General features: G+C 70.0%; 14 protein-coding genes and 3 pseudogenes. 6 read left to right on the top strand and 11 right to left on the bottom strand.

What is annotated here, in order from left to right:
- Positions 1–23 precede the first annotated feature (23 nt).
- Entirely contained in the window at positions 24–782 is a 759-nt protein-coding gene (locus AB0G20_RS12735) for a CDP-alcohol phosphatidyltransferase family protein (protein WP_361300102.1), read from the top strand.
- Between the two features lie 16 nt (positions 783–798).
- Here AB0G20_RS12735 and AB0G20_RS12730 read toward each other — a convergent pair whose 3' ends face one another.
- On the bottom strand, positions 799–1,179 hold the full coding sequence (locus AB0G20_RS12730; protein WP_361300099.1) for a helix-turn-helix domain-containing protein: 381 nt from the start codon (positions 1,177–1,179) through the stop codon (positions 799–801).
- 114 nt (positions 1,180–1,293) lie between these two features.
- Here AB0G20_RS12730 and AB0G20_RS12725 point away from each other — a divergent pair, with 114 nt between their 5' ends.
- Positions 1,294–1,695, top strand: coding sequence for a RidA family protein (locus AB0G20_RS12725; protein ID WP_361300096.1), 402 nt, complete (start codon positions 1,294–1,296; stop codon positions 1,693–1,695).
- An 8-nt stretch (positions 1,696–1,703) separates the two neighbouring features.
- Here the strand turns inward: AB0G20_RS12725 and AB0G20_RS12720 are convergent, their stop codons facing one another.
- Complete coding sequence (locus tag AB0G20_RS12720) at positions 1,704–3,227, bottom strand: ABC transporter substrate-binding protein (protein ID WP_361300093.1); 1,524 nt, start codon at positions 3,225–3,227, stop codon at positions 1,704–1,706.
- A gap of 151 nt (positions 3,228–3,378) precedes the next feature.
- Here AB0G20_RS12720 and AB0G20_RS12715 point away from each other — a divergent pair, with 151 nt between their 5' ends.
- On the top strand, positions 3,379–4,338 hold the full coding sequence (locus AB0G20_RS12715; RefSeq protein WP_361300090.1) for an ATP-binding protein: 960 nt from the start codon (positions 3,379–3,381) through the stop codon (positions 4,336–4,338).
- Here the strand turns inward: AB0G20_RS12715 and AB0G20_RS12710 are convergent.
- A complete protein-coding gene (locus AB0G20_RS12710) occupies positions 4,308–5,174 on the bottom strand; it encodes an alpha/beta hydrolase (protein WP_361300087.1) in 867 nt (288 codons plus the stop codon). The two genes, AB0G20_RS12715 and AB0G20_RS12710, sit on opposite strands and share 31 nt — an antisense overlap.
- A gap of 81 nt (positions 5,175–5,255) precedes the next feature.
- Entirely contained in the window at positions 5,256–5,798 is a 543-nt protein-coding gene (locus AB0G20_RS12705; protein WP_361300084.1) for a hypothetical protein, read from the bottom strand.
- Positions 5,799–5,968: 170 nt separating this feature from the next.
- On the opposite strand from AB0G20_RS12705, the gene AB0G20_RS12700 reads away from it, so the two are divergent.
- On the top strand, positions 5,969–6,592 hold the full coding sequence (locus AB0G20_RS12700; protein ID WP_361300081.1) for an HD domain-containing protein: 624 nt from the start codon (positions 5,969–5,971) through the stop codon (positions 6,590–6,592).
- A 229-nt stretch (positions 6,593–6,821) separates the two neighbouring features.
- Positions 6,822–7,493: an SMI1/KNR4 family protein gene (locus tag AB0G20_RS12695; RefSeq protein ID WP_361300078.1), complete on the top strand. Its 672-nt coding sequence runs from the start codon at positions 6,822–6,824 to the stop codon at positions 7,491–7,493.
- A 60-nt stretch (positions 7,494–7,553) separates the two neighbouring features.
- Here AB0G20_RS12695 and AB0G20_RS12690 read toward each other — a convergent pair whose 3' ends face one another.
- The 6 genes and pseudogenes from AB0G20_RS12690 to AB0G20_RS12665 all read right to left on the bottom strand — a co-directional run.
- Positions 7,554–9,539: a hypothetical protein gene (locus tag AB0G20_RS12690; protein ID WP_361300075.1), complete on the bottom strand. Its 1,986-nt coding sequence runs from the start codon at positions 9,537–9,539 to the stop codon at positions 7,554–7,556.
- A gap of 220 nt (positions 9,540–9,759) precedes the next feature.
- Positions 9,760–10,047: a hypothetical protein gene (locus tag AB0G20_RS12685; protein WP_361300072.1), complete on the bottom strand. Its 288-nt coding sequence runs from the start codon at positions 10,045–10,047 to the stop codon at positions 9,760–9,762.
- Between the two features lie 61 nt (positions 10,048–10,108).
- A complete protein-coding gene (locus tag AB0G20_RS12680; protein ID WP_361300069.1) occupies positions 10,109–11,422 on the bottom strand; it encodes a hypothetical protein in 1,314 nt (437 codons plus the stop codon).
- Positions 11,423–11,801: 379 nt separating this feature from the next.
- A pseudogene (locus AB0G20_RS12675) lies at positions 11,802–12,068 on the bottom strand (RNase A-like domain-containing protein); the annotation flags it as partial.
- Between the two features lie 43 nt (positions 12,069–12,111).
- Positions 12,112–12,684: a hypothetical protein gene (locus tag AB0G20_RS12670; protein WP_361300066.1), complete on the bottom strand. Its 573-nt coding sequence runs from the start codon at positions 12,682–12,684 to the stop codon at positions 12,112–12,114.
- 319 nt (positions 12,685–13,003) lie between these two features.
- Positions 13,004–13,108 (bottom strand): annotated as a pseudogene (locus tag AB0G20_RS12665) (sugar ABC transporter permease); the annotation flags it as partial.
- Position 13,109: 1 nt separating this feature from the next.
- Between AB0G20_RS12665 and AB0G20_RS12660 the strand changes: the two are divergent.
- Positions 13,110–13,354, top strand: a pseudogene (locus AB0G20_RS12660) (coagulation factor 5/8 type domain-containing protein); the annotation flags it as partial.
- Positions 13,355–13,404: 50 nt separating this feature from the next.
- Here AB0G20_RS12660 and fusA read toward each other — a convergent pair.
- Positions 13,405–15,447, bottom strand: a complete 2,043-nt coding sequence (gene fusA, locus AB0G20_RS12655) for an elongation factor G (protein ID WP_361300063.1) — start codon at positions 15,445–15,447, stop codon at positions 13,405–13,407.
- Positions 15,448–15,681: the final 234 nt, after the last annotated feature.

Genomic DNA, 15,681 nt, shown 5'->3' with positions numbered 1-15,681 from the left:
GTCACACGGCCGGAGGGTGTTCGGTGGCCCTGAACAACACTTACGACGCGAGGCTCCAGCAGGAGACCGCCCTGGGGGCGGGCGTGCAGGTCCTGTTGCTGGCCCTGATCGGCACGGCGATCGGGATGGGGCCGGCGGGCTGGCTGACGGGCCTCGCGTTCGCGATCGCCACCTGGGCGGTGCTCTCCCGGGCCCTGCACCGCTCCCGGTTGCGCTCGTTCGGCGCGGCCAACCGGGTCACCCTCGGCCGGGCCACCCTCGTCGGCGGGGTCACCGCCCTGGTCGCCGACTCCTTCCAGAGCTCGCCGCCCGTGTCGCTGTTCGTCGGCCTGACGGCGGTGGCGCTGATCCTCGACGGCGTGGACGGCAAGGTCGCCCGCCGCACCGGCACCTCGACCCCGCTGGGCGCGCGTTTCGACATGGAGGTCGACGCGTTCCTGATCCTGGTGCTGAGCGTGTACGTGTCGATGCAACTGGGCCCGTGGGTGCTGCTGATCGGCGGCATGCGCTACGTCTTCGTCGCCGCGGCCAAGGTGTGGCCCTGGCTGACCGCCGCGCTCCCGCCGAGCACCGCCCGCAAGACCGTCGCCGCGCTCCAGGGTGTGCTTCTGCTGCTGGCGGGTGCCGATCTGCTGCCCCACGCGGCCAACTTCGGCGTCGCGGCCCTGGCCCTGGGCCTGCTGGTCTGGTCGTTCGGGCGTGACGTGCTGTGGCTGTTCCGGACCTCGCGGGTCGAGGAGCCGGTGGCGCCCCGTCAGGTGCGGGAACTCGTCGCGAGCTGACGCCGGCCGGTGCCGGTCAGGTGCCGAAGCGCCCCCGCGCCGTCTCGATGTGCCCGAGGTACTGGTGGGTCCAGCCGCAGATCGCGTCGACCGTGGCGCGCAGGGCCCGGCCCGGCTCGGTGAGCGTGTACTCGACCTTGGGCGGCACGGTCGGGTGCACCTTCCGGTCGACCAGGCCGTTGCGCTCCAGCATTCGCAGGTTCTGCGTGAGCATCTTGTGGCTGACGCCCTCGACCTCGTCGCGCAACTCGCTGAAGCGCAGGGTGCGTTCCCCCAGCGCCTCGATGATCAGAAGCGCCCACTTGTTGGCCACGTCGGAGAAGATCTCCCGCGCCAGGGAGTCCGCCCTGCGCAGGTCGGCGTTCTCGGGCAGGTCCCTCAACTGCTTGGTCACCATCTGGTTCCCCAGTCACTGAAAAGTGCGTTCTTCCAGGTCGGCGTTCACTCTCCTACGGTTCTTGAGTAACCACAAGAGAGCACGAGTGCGTGCTCGACGGAGGGAACCCGAACCATGACCACGCTCGACGTCTACGACCACGGCATTCCGGCCGAGAGCCACTTCGGCTACGCGCAGGCGATCAGGTCCGGCGATCTGATCCACGTCTCCGGGCAGCTCTCGTTCGACGAGGCGGGCGTCTTCCACCCGGAGGACGACGTCGCCGCCCAGCTCGGACAGACCTACGTCAACCTCGACAGGGTCCTGGCCCACTACGGCGCCACCCGCAACCAGATCGTCTCCCAGACGCTGTACCTGGTGGACCTGGTGCGCAACGCCGATGTGGTGGCGAAGGGCAACAGGGCCTACTTCGGCACCCACCGCCCGGTCAGCACGGCCCTCGGCGTCACCGAACTGACCTTCCCCGGGCAGCTCGTCGAGATCGGCTGCGTGATCGACACGAAGCTGCCCGCCTGAGACACCGGTCAGTGCCGCGTTCGTGTCCCCGTGCCCACCAGGGTCCGCTCGTACGGGTCGAGCAGCACGCCCCGGACCTTGGTGGAGACGCCGGCGACGATCTGCTGGTGGGCCAGCGGCACGACCGCGTCCGCGGCGAGGATCGCGGCCTCGGCGGCCATGGCGGCGCCCTGCCGCTCACCGGTGCCGTCGGTCTTGATGGCCTCGGCGACGGCCCGGTCGACCTTCCTGTCGCACAACCGGGCCAGGTTGTAGGCGCCGTCGCAGGTGTAGTCACTGCCGAGGACGCCGACGGGGTCGCCGGTGTCCAGGAGGCTGTTGCGTGCGCCGATGAACGCGTCGAACTTCCCGGCGAGCGCGTCGCTCTCCAGCCGGGAGTACTCGCGCACCTCCAGCTTCACCGTGAAGCCGGCCTTCCGGAGCTGCTGTTGCACGACCTGGGCGACCTCGGGGAGCTCCGGCCGGTTGTCGTAGGTGGCGAGGGTGATCGGCGCACCGTCGGCCCGCGCCGGCTTCGCGCGGCCGACCGGCTTCACCCGCTTGCTCTCGGCCCAGGTGACGGCGGGTCCGAAGATGCCGGCGCCCGGGTCGGCGTACCCCTCGAAGACGCCCTTGACGAGGGCGGAGGAGTCGATCGCCGAGCGGGCGGCGGCGCGCAGCTCCGGGTCCTTGAAGGGCCCGGTCCGCGTGTTGAGCTGCAGGCTGGTGGTCCGGGTGGTGCCGGCTTCTTCCAGGGTGGCCTTGTCGAGCGTGGCGGCCTGGGCGACGGGGATTGCCTCGGCGATGTCGACGTCCCCGGTGCGAACGGCGTTGGCGCGTGCGGTGCCGTCCTTGACGAAGCGCGCGTCGATGCCGGACGCGTGTGCGAGGCCGCCCCAGTAGTCGCCGAAGCGGTCGAGGGTGGCGGAGCCGCCGCCGTTGACCTTGGTGATCTCGAAGGGCCCGGTGGCGGTGCCGACCGGGGTGGGGGTGCCCTTCTTCGCGTACGCCTTCGGGGAGAGGATCGCCAGGCTCGGACCGGCCAGGCGCATGGGCAGGACGGGGTCGGGTGCGGCGGTGGTGATGCGGATGCCGCTGTCGCCGTCGGCCTTCACGCTGAGGGTGACGCCGGCCAGGGCGGCGGGTGCGGGCTCGGCCTTCGTGGCGTGGGTGAGCGCGGAGGCCACGGCGGCGGGGGTGACGTCCGTGCCGTCCTGGAAGGTGGCCTCGCGCAGGGTGAACCGCCAGGTGTGCTCGCCCTCCCGGCGCCAGGACCGGGCGAGCGCGGGGGCCGCGGCGCCGTTGGCGTCCAGGGCGGTCAGCCCTTCGGTGACACCGAGCCGGCTGAGCAGCGTGGCGTCGGCTCCGTACGGCGAGAAGTTCTCCGCGGGCGGGAAGGCGAGGGCGACGCGCAGCCGCGCCCCGGACGGCCCGCCCTCCGACGACGACTCCCCGCCGGGGGAGACGAAGCAGCCGGCCAGACACGGCACGAGGGCGAGGGCGGTGAGGAACCGGAGGCGGCGGCCCTTGATGCTCTGATGACGCACTTGCACAGCATATGCATCAAGCGGAACACGCCGTTCAACCGGGTGATCCATGCCGACGGCGCCACAAATCCCATACGGACTAGGCGATTTGACACCGACGAGGGTCACTCCCTAAACCTGACCACATGACATCCATTTTCAAAAGGGTGGGGCGGCCGTGAGGATCGCGTTCGTCGGCAAGGGTGGCAGCGGCAAGACCACCCTGTCCGCACTCTTCTCCCGCCACCTGGCGCGCTCCGGCGCCCCGGTCCTCGCCATCGACGGCGACATCAACCAGCACTTGGCCGAGGCGCTCGGCGGCGAGGAGGAATCCGCCCCTCCCCTGGGCACCCACGTGCCGGAGGTCAAGAACTTCCTACGGGGCGACAACCCGCGCATCCCCTCCCCCGAAGCGATGATCAAGACGACCCCGCCGGGCCGCGGCTCCCGCCTCGTCCGCCCGCTCGGCGAGGACGAACTGCACGCGCGGCACGTCGGCCGGGCCGGCGGCGTCCCCCTCATGGTGACGGGCGAGTTCGACGAGTCCGATCTGGGCGTGGCCTGCTACCACTCCAAGCTGGGCGCGGTGGAGCTGTACCTCAGCCACCTGCTGGACGGCCCGGGCGAGTACGTCGTGGTCGACATGACAGCGGGGGCGGATGCCTTCGCCTCCGGCCTGTTCACCCGCTTCGACATCACGTTCCTGGTGGCGGAACCCACCCGCAAGGGCGTCTCGGTCTACCGCCAGTACCGCGACCACGCGGAACAGTTCGGCATCCGCATCGCGGTCGTCGGCAACAAGGTCACCTGCGAGGACGACCTGCTCTTCCTCAAGGAACAGGTGGGCGACGACCTCCTGACCCACCTGGCCCACTCCCCCTGGGTCCGCGCGGCCGAGCAGGGCCGCGCAGAGTCCGGGCCGGATGCCCTGGACTCCCTGGAGCCGCACAACCGCCACGCCCTGACGGTCCTGCGCGAGACGGTCGACTCCCAGGTCCGCGACTGGGACCGCCTGCACCGCCACGCGGTCGAGTTCCACCTGCGCAACGTCCGGGCCTGGGCGGATGCCCGCACGGGGGAGGATCTGGCGGCGCAGGTGGATCCGGACTATGTGCCGGGCGGCCCGGCCAACGCCTGATCCCGGAAGGCCGCCAGGGTCGTCACGAACGTCTCCGGCCCGTCCCGCCACGGAAAATGCCCCGCTTCGCTCTGCACGACGAGTTCGGCGTGCGGAAACAGGCCGGCGTACTCCTTCATCACGCGCAGGGGCGCGGCCACGTCGTACTCCCCGGCGAGAACGAGGACCGGCGCTGTGAACGCGGTGAGGGCGGCGCGCTGGGCTTCGGGATCGAAGGCACCCTCCGAGGCATACAGGGCCGCGGCCTCGTCGTTGCGCTGCTGCTGCTCCGCCGCACGGAACACCCGCGCCTCGTCGTCCCACCGGCCGAACCAGAAGGGGGCGACGGCGTCCCAGTCGGGGGGCGCCGCGCGGCCGGAGGTGACGGCCTCCAGAGAGGCGTACGCCGGGGCGAACCACGGTTCGTCCCGGCGCAGGCGGGCCGTCTCCAGCCGGTCCTCGGCGGTGATGGCGAGGCCGACGGCGAAGACGCTGGGCGTGACGAGGGCGAGCCGGTCCACCCGCTCCGGATGGCGGGCCGCGTACAGCACGGCCAGGTTCGCCCCGGCGGAGTGCCCGAGCAGATCGACCCGCTCCAGGCCCAACTCCTCGCGCAGTGCCTCGACATCGCCGACCTGCCGGTCACAGCGGTAGGACGCTGTATCGCTCGGCACCGCGGACCGGCCCGTGCCCCGGAGGTCCAGCCGGATCAGGGTGCGGTGAGCCGTCAGACCGCCCAGGTCCCCCAGGTAGACGGAGTCCTGCATGGGGCCGCCCGGGAGACAGAGCAAGGGCGGGCCTTCTCCGGTCACGTGGTAGGCGAGGACCGTGCCGTCGGGAGCGGTGAAGGTGGGCATGGGCGCGACCTTGTCAGGAGGTGGCGTCCTGGACAACGGGATTTCCGCCGGGCGTCAGTCCCAGCCCACCAAGGCGTTCCCCTACTCGATCCCCGTGGCGTCGAGCAGCCGGACCACGTCCTTGCGCCCGTACCCGAGCAGCCGGGCGCGATCAGCGGCCATCAGCACCAGGTGCGCGACGATCTTCGCCGCGTATCCGTCCTTGTTGTCCGCGTCGAACCACTCGTGGGGCTTCTCGACACCCAGGCTGTTCATCACCAGCCCGTGCTCTCGGCGGACCTCCGCGACGGTACCGGCGACCGCGTCCATGAGCGTCTTCCCCGGCCGCTCGCAATCCAGGGCGAAGTCACCCCAGTCGACCGGCACACACCCCTCCGGTGGACGCGCCCGCAGCCCCGCATACCTCTCGTCCCCGAACCCGGAGGCCTGGAACTCGTCGTGCACCAGAGAGAACCGATGGAACCCGGGCGGAACCGGAGGCGGTGGAGGCGTGTACTCCCACCCGGCGTCCTCGTACAACTGCCGCTTCACCTCTTCTTCTTCGGCATGCGTCACGGCGAAGCCGTTGGCCTCGTTGCGCCCGGTCGTCGTGCCGTCGGGGTTGCGGTGGAAGTGCAGGCCCATGGTGTGCTCCCGTTGCCGTGATGACAATGGACGAGAAGTCCCCGTCACCAGCTCGAACGGCCCGCGTTGTCAGCCCGTGCCCGCTTCTCCGCAGCACCACCTGATCGCGTGAAAACAGGCAGCGTGGGAACTGGCCGACCAAGCGAGATGGCGCTTGTTACGCTCCTCCGGTGAGGATTCCGGACCCCGCAGAGATCCGGGCGCTGCACGAGAAGCACGCGCCCACCGCCGAGGCGTTCACGCTCGTCCACACGCACTGCGAGATCGTCTGGGGAATCGCCGAGCAGTTGCTCTCCGCGCCTCACCTCGCTCACCTCGATGCCGAACTGGTCCGCGCCGGCTGCCTCCTTCACGACATCGGTGTCTACCGCCTCTACGGGGACGACGGACGGCTGGACCACGAGAACTACATCCGGCACGGACTGCTCGGCCACGAGATCCTCGAAGCGGAGGGCTTCCCCGAAACCCTTCGCCGCTTCTGCTCCCACCACACCGGAGTGGGACTCACGCGGCAGGACATCGTGAGCCAAGGTCTGCCCCTCCCTCCCGCCGACTACCTGGCGGTGACGGAGGAGGAGAGGCTGGTGATGTACGCGGACAAGTTCCACACCAAGTCCCAGCCGTCGGCGTTCCTCTCACCTGACGAATACGCCGTCCACATCCGCCGCTTCGGCGAGGACAAGGTGACGGCTTTCGAGGCATTGCGGGGGGAGTTCGGCGAACCGGATCTCAGCGGGTCCGTGCCGGGCTTCGGGACGGAGGAAGACACGACGGCTGCCGCGGTTCTGGGGTAGCAGGCCGGAAGGCCATGGCGGCCGGTTCCGGTGCTCTCACGGCGGCTCGGTGAAGGCTGAACCGCAGTGACTTGAGCCGTGAGCACGGGCCCCTACGGGCGACAACGACTCACCGGACCGACGACCCACAGGACGCCTCGGACCGCTCACACTTGGACTCCCGCTTTGTGCGGCCGAAGAGGTTCGTGAGGTTGCCGGAGAACGGCATGAGACCCGTAGGGTCCTGGGTATGACGGACGATCAGCAACAGGAGCAGGCCGTGGCGGGCGCCTGGGCGAGGATCGAGAAGTGGCTGGAGCAGCACGCTCCGCGCTCCTACCGGATGCTTCCTCCGCCCGCCCTGGAGGCCGACATCCGTGAGGTCGAGCAGGAACTCGACCTCACCGTCCCGCCGGGCCTCAAGGCCTTCTACCGCCTCCGCAACGGCACGGGTCACCCCGGTGACTTCGGCTGGACACCCGAACCCGAGACCGGACTCCCCCCACAAGGGCAGGAGACGGCCTGGCTGTTGCCGAGGAAGCATGGGATTCCTCCCGTGCAGCACCTGTCGTACTGGGATGAAGGCCCTCACACGATCGGTATGCCGGACGACCCCATGGTGCGATACCTGGCGTTCGCCGCGACCGACCGCAGCGGTCTGTACGGGCTGTTCACGGACTGCACGCCAGGGCCGGGGTACGGACGGATCGGCACCTTTGAAGAGGCCGGCATTCCCAAGCTGGGCGTCTGGCCGTCATTCGCCGACTACCTCATCGAAGTCGCCGACGCCCTGTACGAGAACCGGGGCGTGGAGTACGCGGACGGACACCAGGACAGGAAGGTGCCCGGTCTCGTCGATCAGGCGCTGGTGTGGGACGGGCCGGCACATCCGCGGGATCCGGACTGGACGCGCTTCGCATAGCACTGTGGCCGGAGCACCACAGGGTGCTCCGGCCACAGGCTTGGTCAGTCAAGGGTCAGGTCAGCCGACCTTCTTCCACGCGCAGACCGTGTCGGCGTTCTTGCAGTGCTCGAAGCCGGGGTCGCTGATGAAGAACCCGTCCTTGTCGAGCAGCCGCATCTGGGGGACGAACTTGATGCCGAGGTCGCGGAAGGCGCCGGTGTTCTGATCCGTGGGCACGGAGGCACGGCCACACTTCTCGTTCCACTTCGGGCCGGTGTAGCCGTCACGGTTCTCGGCAAGCAGTCCCCACGTGCCGCCGGTCATGGGCTTGGTGTAGAGCTGTGCGCACTCCTTACCGGAAGCGACCTGGTTCGGGCCCTTAGGCATGCCGCCGCTCTGGTACGTACTCGCCGGCGCGTACTCGTCGCACGATCCGTCGGGCGTGGCAGGGTTGGGCTTGAAACCGCTGGCTCCCGTGGGGCAGACGATGCCGCGGCTGTCGTCGTTGGTCCAGTCACCGCCGTCCGGATCGGCATTGTTGCCCGGGCCGAGGTAGGTGACGAGGGAGTCCCACTTCCTGCTGCCGGGGTGGGAGGGGAGCTTCTCCTGCAGCAGCCAGTAGTAGGCACCGGCCGCCGGGTACAGGTTGGTGTCCACCGTCCAGGTGGGCTTGAAGTACGGGAAGACACAACCGGTCTTGATGCTGCCTCCGGCGATGTCGTCACAGCGCGGCGCCAGTTCCCGGACACGGACGTCGCCGCTGGTGCCGAGGCTGGTCTGCGCGTGTGCGTTGCCGGCGTCGACGGAACCGAGGAGGCTCCAGCCGAGGTCGAACTGCTCCTTACCGGTGCCGTTCCAGATCGTCTGGCTCTTCGCCGTCATGGCGTACTGGGCACCGACTTCGCCTATCGCCCAGTGCGGCGTGGTGTTGAGGCCGTCGTTGCTCGACCACTTGACCTGCGAGCTGGTGCAGTCCTTGCAGTTGTCGCCCGGCTGCCAGGTGAGGTGAACGCCCTCGGTCGCGGCGTCGATCTGCGTCGGGATCACGGTGAGCTGCTGGTCGAACTCCGCACGGTCCGTGCCGGTGTCCGACTTCCTGTTGTACAGCTTGATCTGCTGGGACAGGGCGAACGTGGCGGTGCCGAACCGGGGCAGGTCATCGGCGTCGACGAAGATCAGGGTCGCGTAGCCGACGTTCTTGAGGCACGCTTCGCCCCGGTTCATGTAGTCCTTGCCGTCGGGTTTCGCGGCGCACCACGAGACGAGATCGGCGCCCCGAAGAGCTTGTCTCATCGCCCTCTTGGCGACCGCCGCGTCTTCGGGAGTCGGCGCGTCGCGACTGATCTCGATGCACACCTTCCGCCCCTCGGCGTCCGGGGCGGAGCACTTCCGGCCGGTGTCATCGCCGCGCAGCCCCGCGACCGGGCCGGGATCGGTACGCGTGAATTCGACCGGAGTCTGCGCGAGCGAGTCGATGCCGGACGTGGCCTGCGGTGCAGGGAAGGTGACGTACGGCTTCTCGGCCGGGGGCACGTTGATCTTGAAGGTGGAGTACGGGGACCAGTCGCTCTCGTACGCGTTGCTGGTGACGTCGTACCCGGAGGAGCGGACCGCGTAGGTGACGCCGTTCTTGAGCTTGCCGGCCGGAACCTTGACGGAGGCCGGTTTGCCGGCGGTCACCTCGCCGGAGACGAGGACGCCCCACTGGTTCTCGTCGGTCAGCTTGACGACCGTGGCCGTGGGCTTGCCGCTGGAATCGGTGGTGTGGACCTCGAAGGTGGCGGTGGTCTTGTGGCCGCTGGGGGCGGTGACCGTGTTGCGTAAGGTCGGTGTGGTGGTGTCGGTCTGCCACACGTTGTTGGTCTTCGTGAACGGCGGGCCGACTTCGGGGCCGTTGGGAGTGTTCGGCTCGGCGGCCGCGACGGTCCGTGCACCGGGACCGTGAACGGCGGGAGGGCTGTCGGAGCCGACCGCGTGGCTGATGCCGGGGGCACCGGACCCGATGACGATCGCGAGGATCGCACCGACGGTTAAGCGATGTCTTCTTGCAGTAGCGGGTATCAACCTGCGACCTCTCTCTTGGAGAACATCAGTTCGATACCATCAGGCCGTGGTGGCGCGGGCCATGGCCGAGATCACGGTTTGAGCGAGAAGGGAAAGAGATGAGCCACCAGGAATCCCGTACGCGTCGCCTCGAAGGCCGCCATCGCGAACAGGGGGGCGGATACGTCCCGGAGCCATCAAGGTGGTCTCGGCAAGTCACGGAGGCGGACAGCGCTTTGCCTTACACCACGGTCGCCGGCTCCGCTGCGAAGTTGGTGCCGTCGGCATCGACGGGGTCGGTCACGGTCCAGGCACCGGGTGCATCTCCACAGGCGCGGATCAGTAGCAAGCCGACCAGGAAATGCTGCTGCCCGCGGCTGAACGACAGGTCAAGGGTGCGCTGAGCGTGGACACGCAGTCGGCCGTCGCCGTGCTGGTGGGGGCTGGTCTCGCCAGGACGGCGGGATGCGGGAATCACCGCCGTCCTGCCGTCACTCACGATGCGGGACGAAGCGAGGAGAGCCACCATCGAGCTCGGGGTGTCGGACGACCCCGCACCACGCACCGGTCCGCGGCGAGCGCGCTCACGCCTACGCGGCCAGCGCAGGGAACACGACCACCGAGCCGTCCTTGTCGCGGGCGATCTCGATCGCCACGTCCGGCGTGGGGCCGTTGACCATGACGCCGTCGCCCAGCCTGTGGATCTGGTTCGTCGCGCGCATCAAGCGATCGACCTCACCGGTTGTGAAGACGGGTCGCCGACCCTGCGGGCGGGCCAGCTCCAGCCTCGACAGGCGTTGCAGGACACCGGCGATGGCCGACTCCAGTGTGTCGAGGCGCTGCTGATCGGTCTTGAGTGCGCGGGTGAAGTTCTCGAACAGGTTGCCGGAGTCGGTCTGGGCGTGCTCGACGGCCTGCAGGACGATGACCCGCCGCTTCAACGCGATGGCCAGGGAGGCGAGTTCGAGGTGGGCGCGGAACGTGCTGCCGTCCTCGTCGACGCCGGGGAACGCCTTGGTCAGCGTGCCGATCTCGACGGCCTTGCCGTCAGGCAACTCGTCGAGTGCGCTCTGCCACTGGGCGAGGTTACGCTCGGCGGCGGCAAGCGCCTTGCTGATGGCGTGCACCGCCGAGTCCAGTCCCAGCGAGGCACCGAGCTTGCCCTGGTCGAGGAGAACGGCGGTCGCCTTGTCAATGGCGTCACGGCAGCCGTCGAGTTCGCTGCGGTCGTTGTTGAGCTTTTCGTCGTGCAGTTGCTCCAGCAGTTCCGTGATGCGCTCGATGGCCTGCTGGCGCTTGGAGTCGGCGTTCGCGCTCATCCCCACCGCCACGGCCATGAGCACGAGCGGCGCGGCCACGGTGAGCGCCGCGCTGCCGGCGACCGCGACACCGGCTGTCGCACCGGCTCCGCCGACCGCGCCCGCCGCCGCCGCTCTGCCGACCGGCTCGAACGTCGCGCCGGCAGCGATGCGGCCCGTGGCGGCGTTCACGAGTGAACCGTAGATGCCGTCGGCCGACCCCTTCGACGCCATCGGACGGACGACACCCTGAGCGAACTGGGCGGCGACCTTCGCCGGAACCACCATGCGATACAGGCCTTCGCCGGCAGCGGCCGACGTGGCCGGGGCAGAGGAGCCTCGGGCTGTCTGCGTGATGAGCTGCGACAGGTGCTGCGCCAGGGGGCTGGCGGCATCGAGCGGGATGCCCCGGCCGCGGTCGAGCTTGTCGGGCAGCGGATGCGCCTCGAGCGTGGCGATCGGCGAGTCGGCCAAAGCCGCCAGCACACCGCGCAGTTCGGCCAAGCGCTCAGCCGTCATCGGCTCGTCCCCGGCCAATGCGGGCACCCGGACGTCACCGGTCGCCAGCGTCCACACCGGAATCATCGCGTTGCGGTCGTCAGTCATCGTCTCCCCCTTTTTCCGACGACAGCCTACGGCCGACGCCCGACGAGGACGGCATGAACCTCGTGCTTCCAGGCCAGGGGAACCGCCGCCCACGGCACCGCGCGATGCGGGCCCGGCCGTGCTCCTGCTCGTGAGTACCGTCGGGTCAAGCATCGGGCGGTGGGCGGTGGGCGGTGGGCGGCCACAAGCCCGCCTCAGCTGCCGGCCAGCGTCACCGCCACCGCCTGGAACCAGGCACGTAGGAGAAGGGTTCGGATGGGCCGACCTTCATGCCCAGTTCGGCGGCTGCCAAGGCGTAGTCCCCTTCGTCCACGGGCAGTGCGGGCAGCTCGTGGAGTTCGCCCACGAGGGCGTGCGACCAGGTGGGGGTCGGTGGTGGCCAACCATGGGGGCTCGACGGCTCACGGCGCAGAACGACGCGCGCCGCGCGAACGTCGACGAGCCCCCGCCCCGCCAGCAGGTCACCCTCCAGCTGGACCCGGCCCACGGGCTCCTCTCGGGAGGGCCAGGCGGCCTCGACAGTGAGGCGGGCCCGGGTGCCCTGGGCGAGCCAGCGGTGGATGACCTGCTCGTTGGCGGTCACCACCTGCTGGGTGGCCCAGTGGGCGGTCTCCCGGTCGGGGTAGGAGGCGGAACGGGTCAGCACGGGGGCATCCTGCTCAAATGGCCAGGAGCTGCGCTTGTACGGATCAGTAGTCGGAGAAGTTCCAGAACATGCCCACCTCGGTGTCGGAGACGACGATCAGGCCGCAGTCCTCCGAGTAGTCGTTGGTAAGCGCCAGCGGGCTGTAAGCCCAACTCGATGACGTGAAGTCGAGCGTGCCACGGACATGTCCGGGCTTCTTGACGTTGGTGTGATAGGTGGCTTCGTCTCCGTACCGGGCGAGGATCGTGCGTGCCATCGCCCGCAGTTCCTCCTCGCTCTCCGTGAAGCGCTTCAGGTTGGACAGGGTGCAGCAGTCGTCCGTGAGGGCCAGCAGCAGGTTCTCGGCGCTGGCCCGGTCGATCTCGTGGAGACGCGGCGCGATGTACTCCGGAGGGTGGACGGCGAACGGATACGTGGGGTACGTCTCGCGCTCCGGGGTCTGCGCCGTGTCGTCGAGACCGGTCCAGCCCCGGGGATCCGGTACGGCCCGGGCCATCAGCGCGAGAACGTCGAGGATCCAGTCCTCGTGGCGTCGCGGACCCGTGGCGTCGTACGGGAACGCGTCCTCGAAGAGGTGGCGTACTGCGGCTTCCCAGGCAATCTGGTCGACGGACATGTGGCGCTGGCCTTTCTATGCGGGGCGTCAGACCTTGGAGGGCATCGACGTCATGACGGTGAACGGCGGGGTGCGGCTGCTGTCGTACCGGATCCTTGTGTCGATGCCGGTGACGTCGTACGCCTCGGCGTTCAGGCCGCCCTGCTTGTACCCGGACAGCGGGTCGTTCGGGTATCCCGGGCGAGCTGTACGAGGCGGCCGCCCTGGACGGGGCCGGCGTGTGGCAGCAGATCCGCCGCACCTGGGTCTTCATGTTCCAGCACGACAACGGCCTGGTGAACCACGTCCTGCACGACCAGCTGGGCCTCACCGACAAGCTGTTCTGCAGGCCCGCCATGACGATGAGGAAGGCGAACGGCCAGCCCTTCCACACCGACGCCGTCAGCAGTGCGATGAAGCTGTTGTCGCCGATGAGCCAGAAGGACCGGGTCGGGGACGGCGTCACCGCCCACGAGGGCTGGGGCCTGGGCAGCTACTGCTACTACAACGTCGATCCGGGCATCGTGCAGCACCACGGCTTCGCGGCGCCGAACCGGCCCGGGGTGCGCTTCCACGACCTGCTCGTGGTCTCGCTCGGCGGCAACGGGCAGTACGAGCGTGCATCAACGACACGGGGTCGCCGACGTCGGGGACGTCCACGGTGCCGTCGACGGTGGTGTCGTACCCGTGAACGGCCGGCCCCTCCCTTCCGGTCGGGAAGGGAGGGGCCGGTGCCCCGGGCTACCGCACCGGCGTCGCGACCGGCGCCGGCGCGTAGCCGGTGGGCCGGGCCGTGAAAGTGCCGCGGCCCTGGGTGCGGCTGCGCAACCGGGTCGCGTAGCCGAACAGTTCGGCCAGCGGCACGGTGGCGGTGACGACCGCCGCGCCCGCGCGGGTGACCGAGCCGGTCACCCGTCCGCGCCGGGCGGCGAGATCGCCGAGCACACCGCCGACCGCGTCCTCGGGCACGGTGACCGTGACCTCGACGACCGGCTCCAGCAGGACCATCGCGCAGGCGCGCAGGGCCGCGCGGAGACCGAGCCGGCCGGCCGTGCGGAACGCCGTGTCCGAGGAGTCCTTCACATGGGTCGCCCCGTCGGTCAGGGTGACCCGCAGCCCGGTCACCGGATGACCGCCGAGCGGCCCCTCGGCGAGGGCGTCACGGCAGCCCGCCTCGACCGCCCGGACGTACTCCTGCGGCACCCGCCCGCCGACGACGGCCGAGCGGAAGTCGAACCCTCCCTCCGCGTACGGCTCGACGTCCAGGACGACGTGGGCGAACTGCCCCGCCCCGCCGTCCTGTTTGACGTGCCGGAACACCAGGCCGGACACACCCCGGCCGACGGTCTCGCGGTAACTGACCCGGGGGCGTCCGACGTTGACCTCCAGCCCCAGCTCGCGCCGGAGCTTCTCCACCGCCACCTCCAGGTGCAGCTCACCCATGCCCGACAGCACCGTCTGCCCGGTCTCCGGGTCGGTTCGCACGACCAGCGAGGGATCCTCCTCGGTCAGCCGCGCCAGCCCCGACGCCATGCGGTCGGTGTCACCGGCCCGGCGGGACTCGACCGCGACCGACACCACCGGCTCGGGAACACCGGGCGGTTCCAGGACGAGCGGCGCGTCCGGTGCGCACAGGGTCGAGCCGGCGCGGGCGGACTTCAGCCCGACCACGGCGACGATGTCCCCGGCGACGGCCCGGTCCAGCGGGGCGTGCCGGTCGGCCTGGACGCGCAGGATCCGCCCGATCCGCTCGGTGCACCGCGCGCTCGTGTCCCACAGGGTGTCTCCCTTCTCGATCGTGCCGGAGTAGATCCGCAGGTAGGTCAGCCGTCCCGTCGAGGTGGCGTGCACCTTGAACGCGAGGGCGGCCGCCGGCGCGGCGGGGTCGGCGGGCCGCGCCTGCTCCTCGCCCTCGTGCGTGCCGCGGACCGGGGGCACGTCCAGTGGCGACGGCAGATAGGCCACGACCGCGTCGAGCAGTGGCTCGACACCGCGGTTGCGGTACGCGGAGCCGCACAGCACGACCACGCCGTCGCCGTCACGGGTGACCTCGCGCAGCGCCGAGGAGAGAGTCCCCTCGGAGAGCGTGCCCGTGTCGCAGAACTCCTCCAGGGCTCCCGGGTGCAGTTCCGCCACGGCCTCCTCCAGTGTCCGGCGGCGCTCATGGGCTGCGCCCAGCAGGTCGCCTGGCACCGGCACGTCCTCGGCGGTGCCGTCGTCGGCCCACAGCAGCGCGCGCATGCGCACCAGGTCGACGACGCCGGTGAAGGTGTCCTCCACGCCGATGGGCAGCTGGACGACCAGGGGCGCCGGGTGCAGTCGCTCCCGGATCGACGCCACGGCCGCGTCGAGATCGGCCCCGGCGCGGTCCATCTTGTTGACGAACGCGATCCGCGGCACGCCGTGCCGGTCCGCCTGGCGCCACACCGACTCGCTCTGCGGCTCCACGCCGGCCACCGCGTCGAACACGGCCACCGCACCGTCGAGCACCCGCAGCGCACGCTCCACCTCGTCGGCGAAGTCGACGTGCCCGGGGGTGTCGATGAGGTTGATCCGGTGCCCGTCCCAGGCGCAGCTCACCGCCGCGGCGAAGATGGTGATGCCCCGGTCGCGCTCCTGCGGGTCGAAGTCGGTGACGGTGGTGCCGTCGTGGACCTCGCCGCGTTTGTGCGTGGTGCCGGTGGCGAACAGGATCCGTTCGGTGACGGTGGTCTTGCCGGCGTCGACGTGGGCGAGGATGCCGAGGTTGCGGACGACGGCGAGCGGGTTGAGGTGGGTGCGCACGGCCCAGGGCCTTTCGGTGCGATCGGGAATGAGGCAGCGCGATTTCCGGGCGGGAAGGGCAGGGCGGCACACAGCCCTGACCTCACGTCGGAGTGCTTCCGGGTCCGGCGTTCTTCGTCCGGTCAGCCGATGCCGCCGCGCAGCGGGCACCGGGACGACGAAGACACGAGGATCACCTCGTAGCGCGGCAGGGAGGCGGCGACAGCGGTGTGGTCACGCATGGCCGTCTCCCTT

It is taken from the genome of Streptomyces sp. NPDC024017, from assembly GCF_040638895.1.
Classification (GTDB): domain Bacteria; phylum Actinomycetota; class Actinomycetes; order Streptomycetales; family Streptomycetaceae; genus Streptomyces.
Note: the sequence above shows the minus strand (reverse complement) of the source record. Positions and strands in the feature narration are given on the sequence as shown.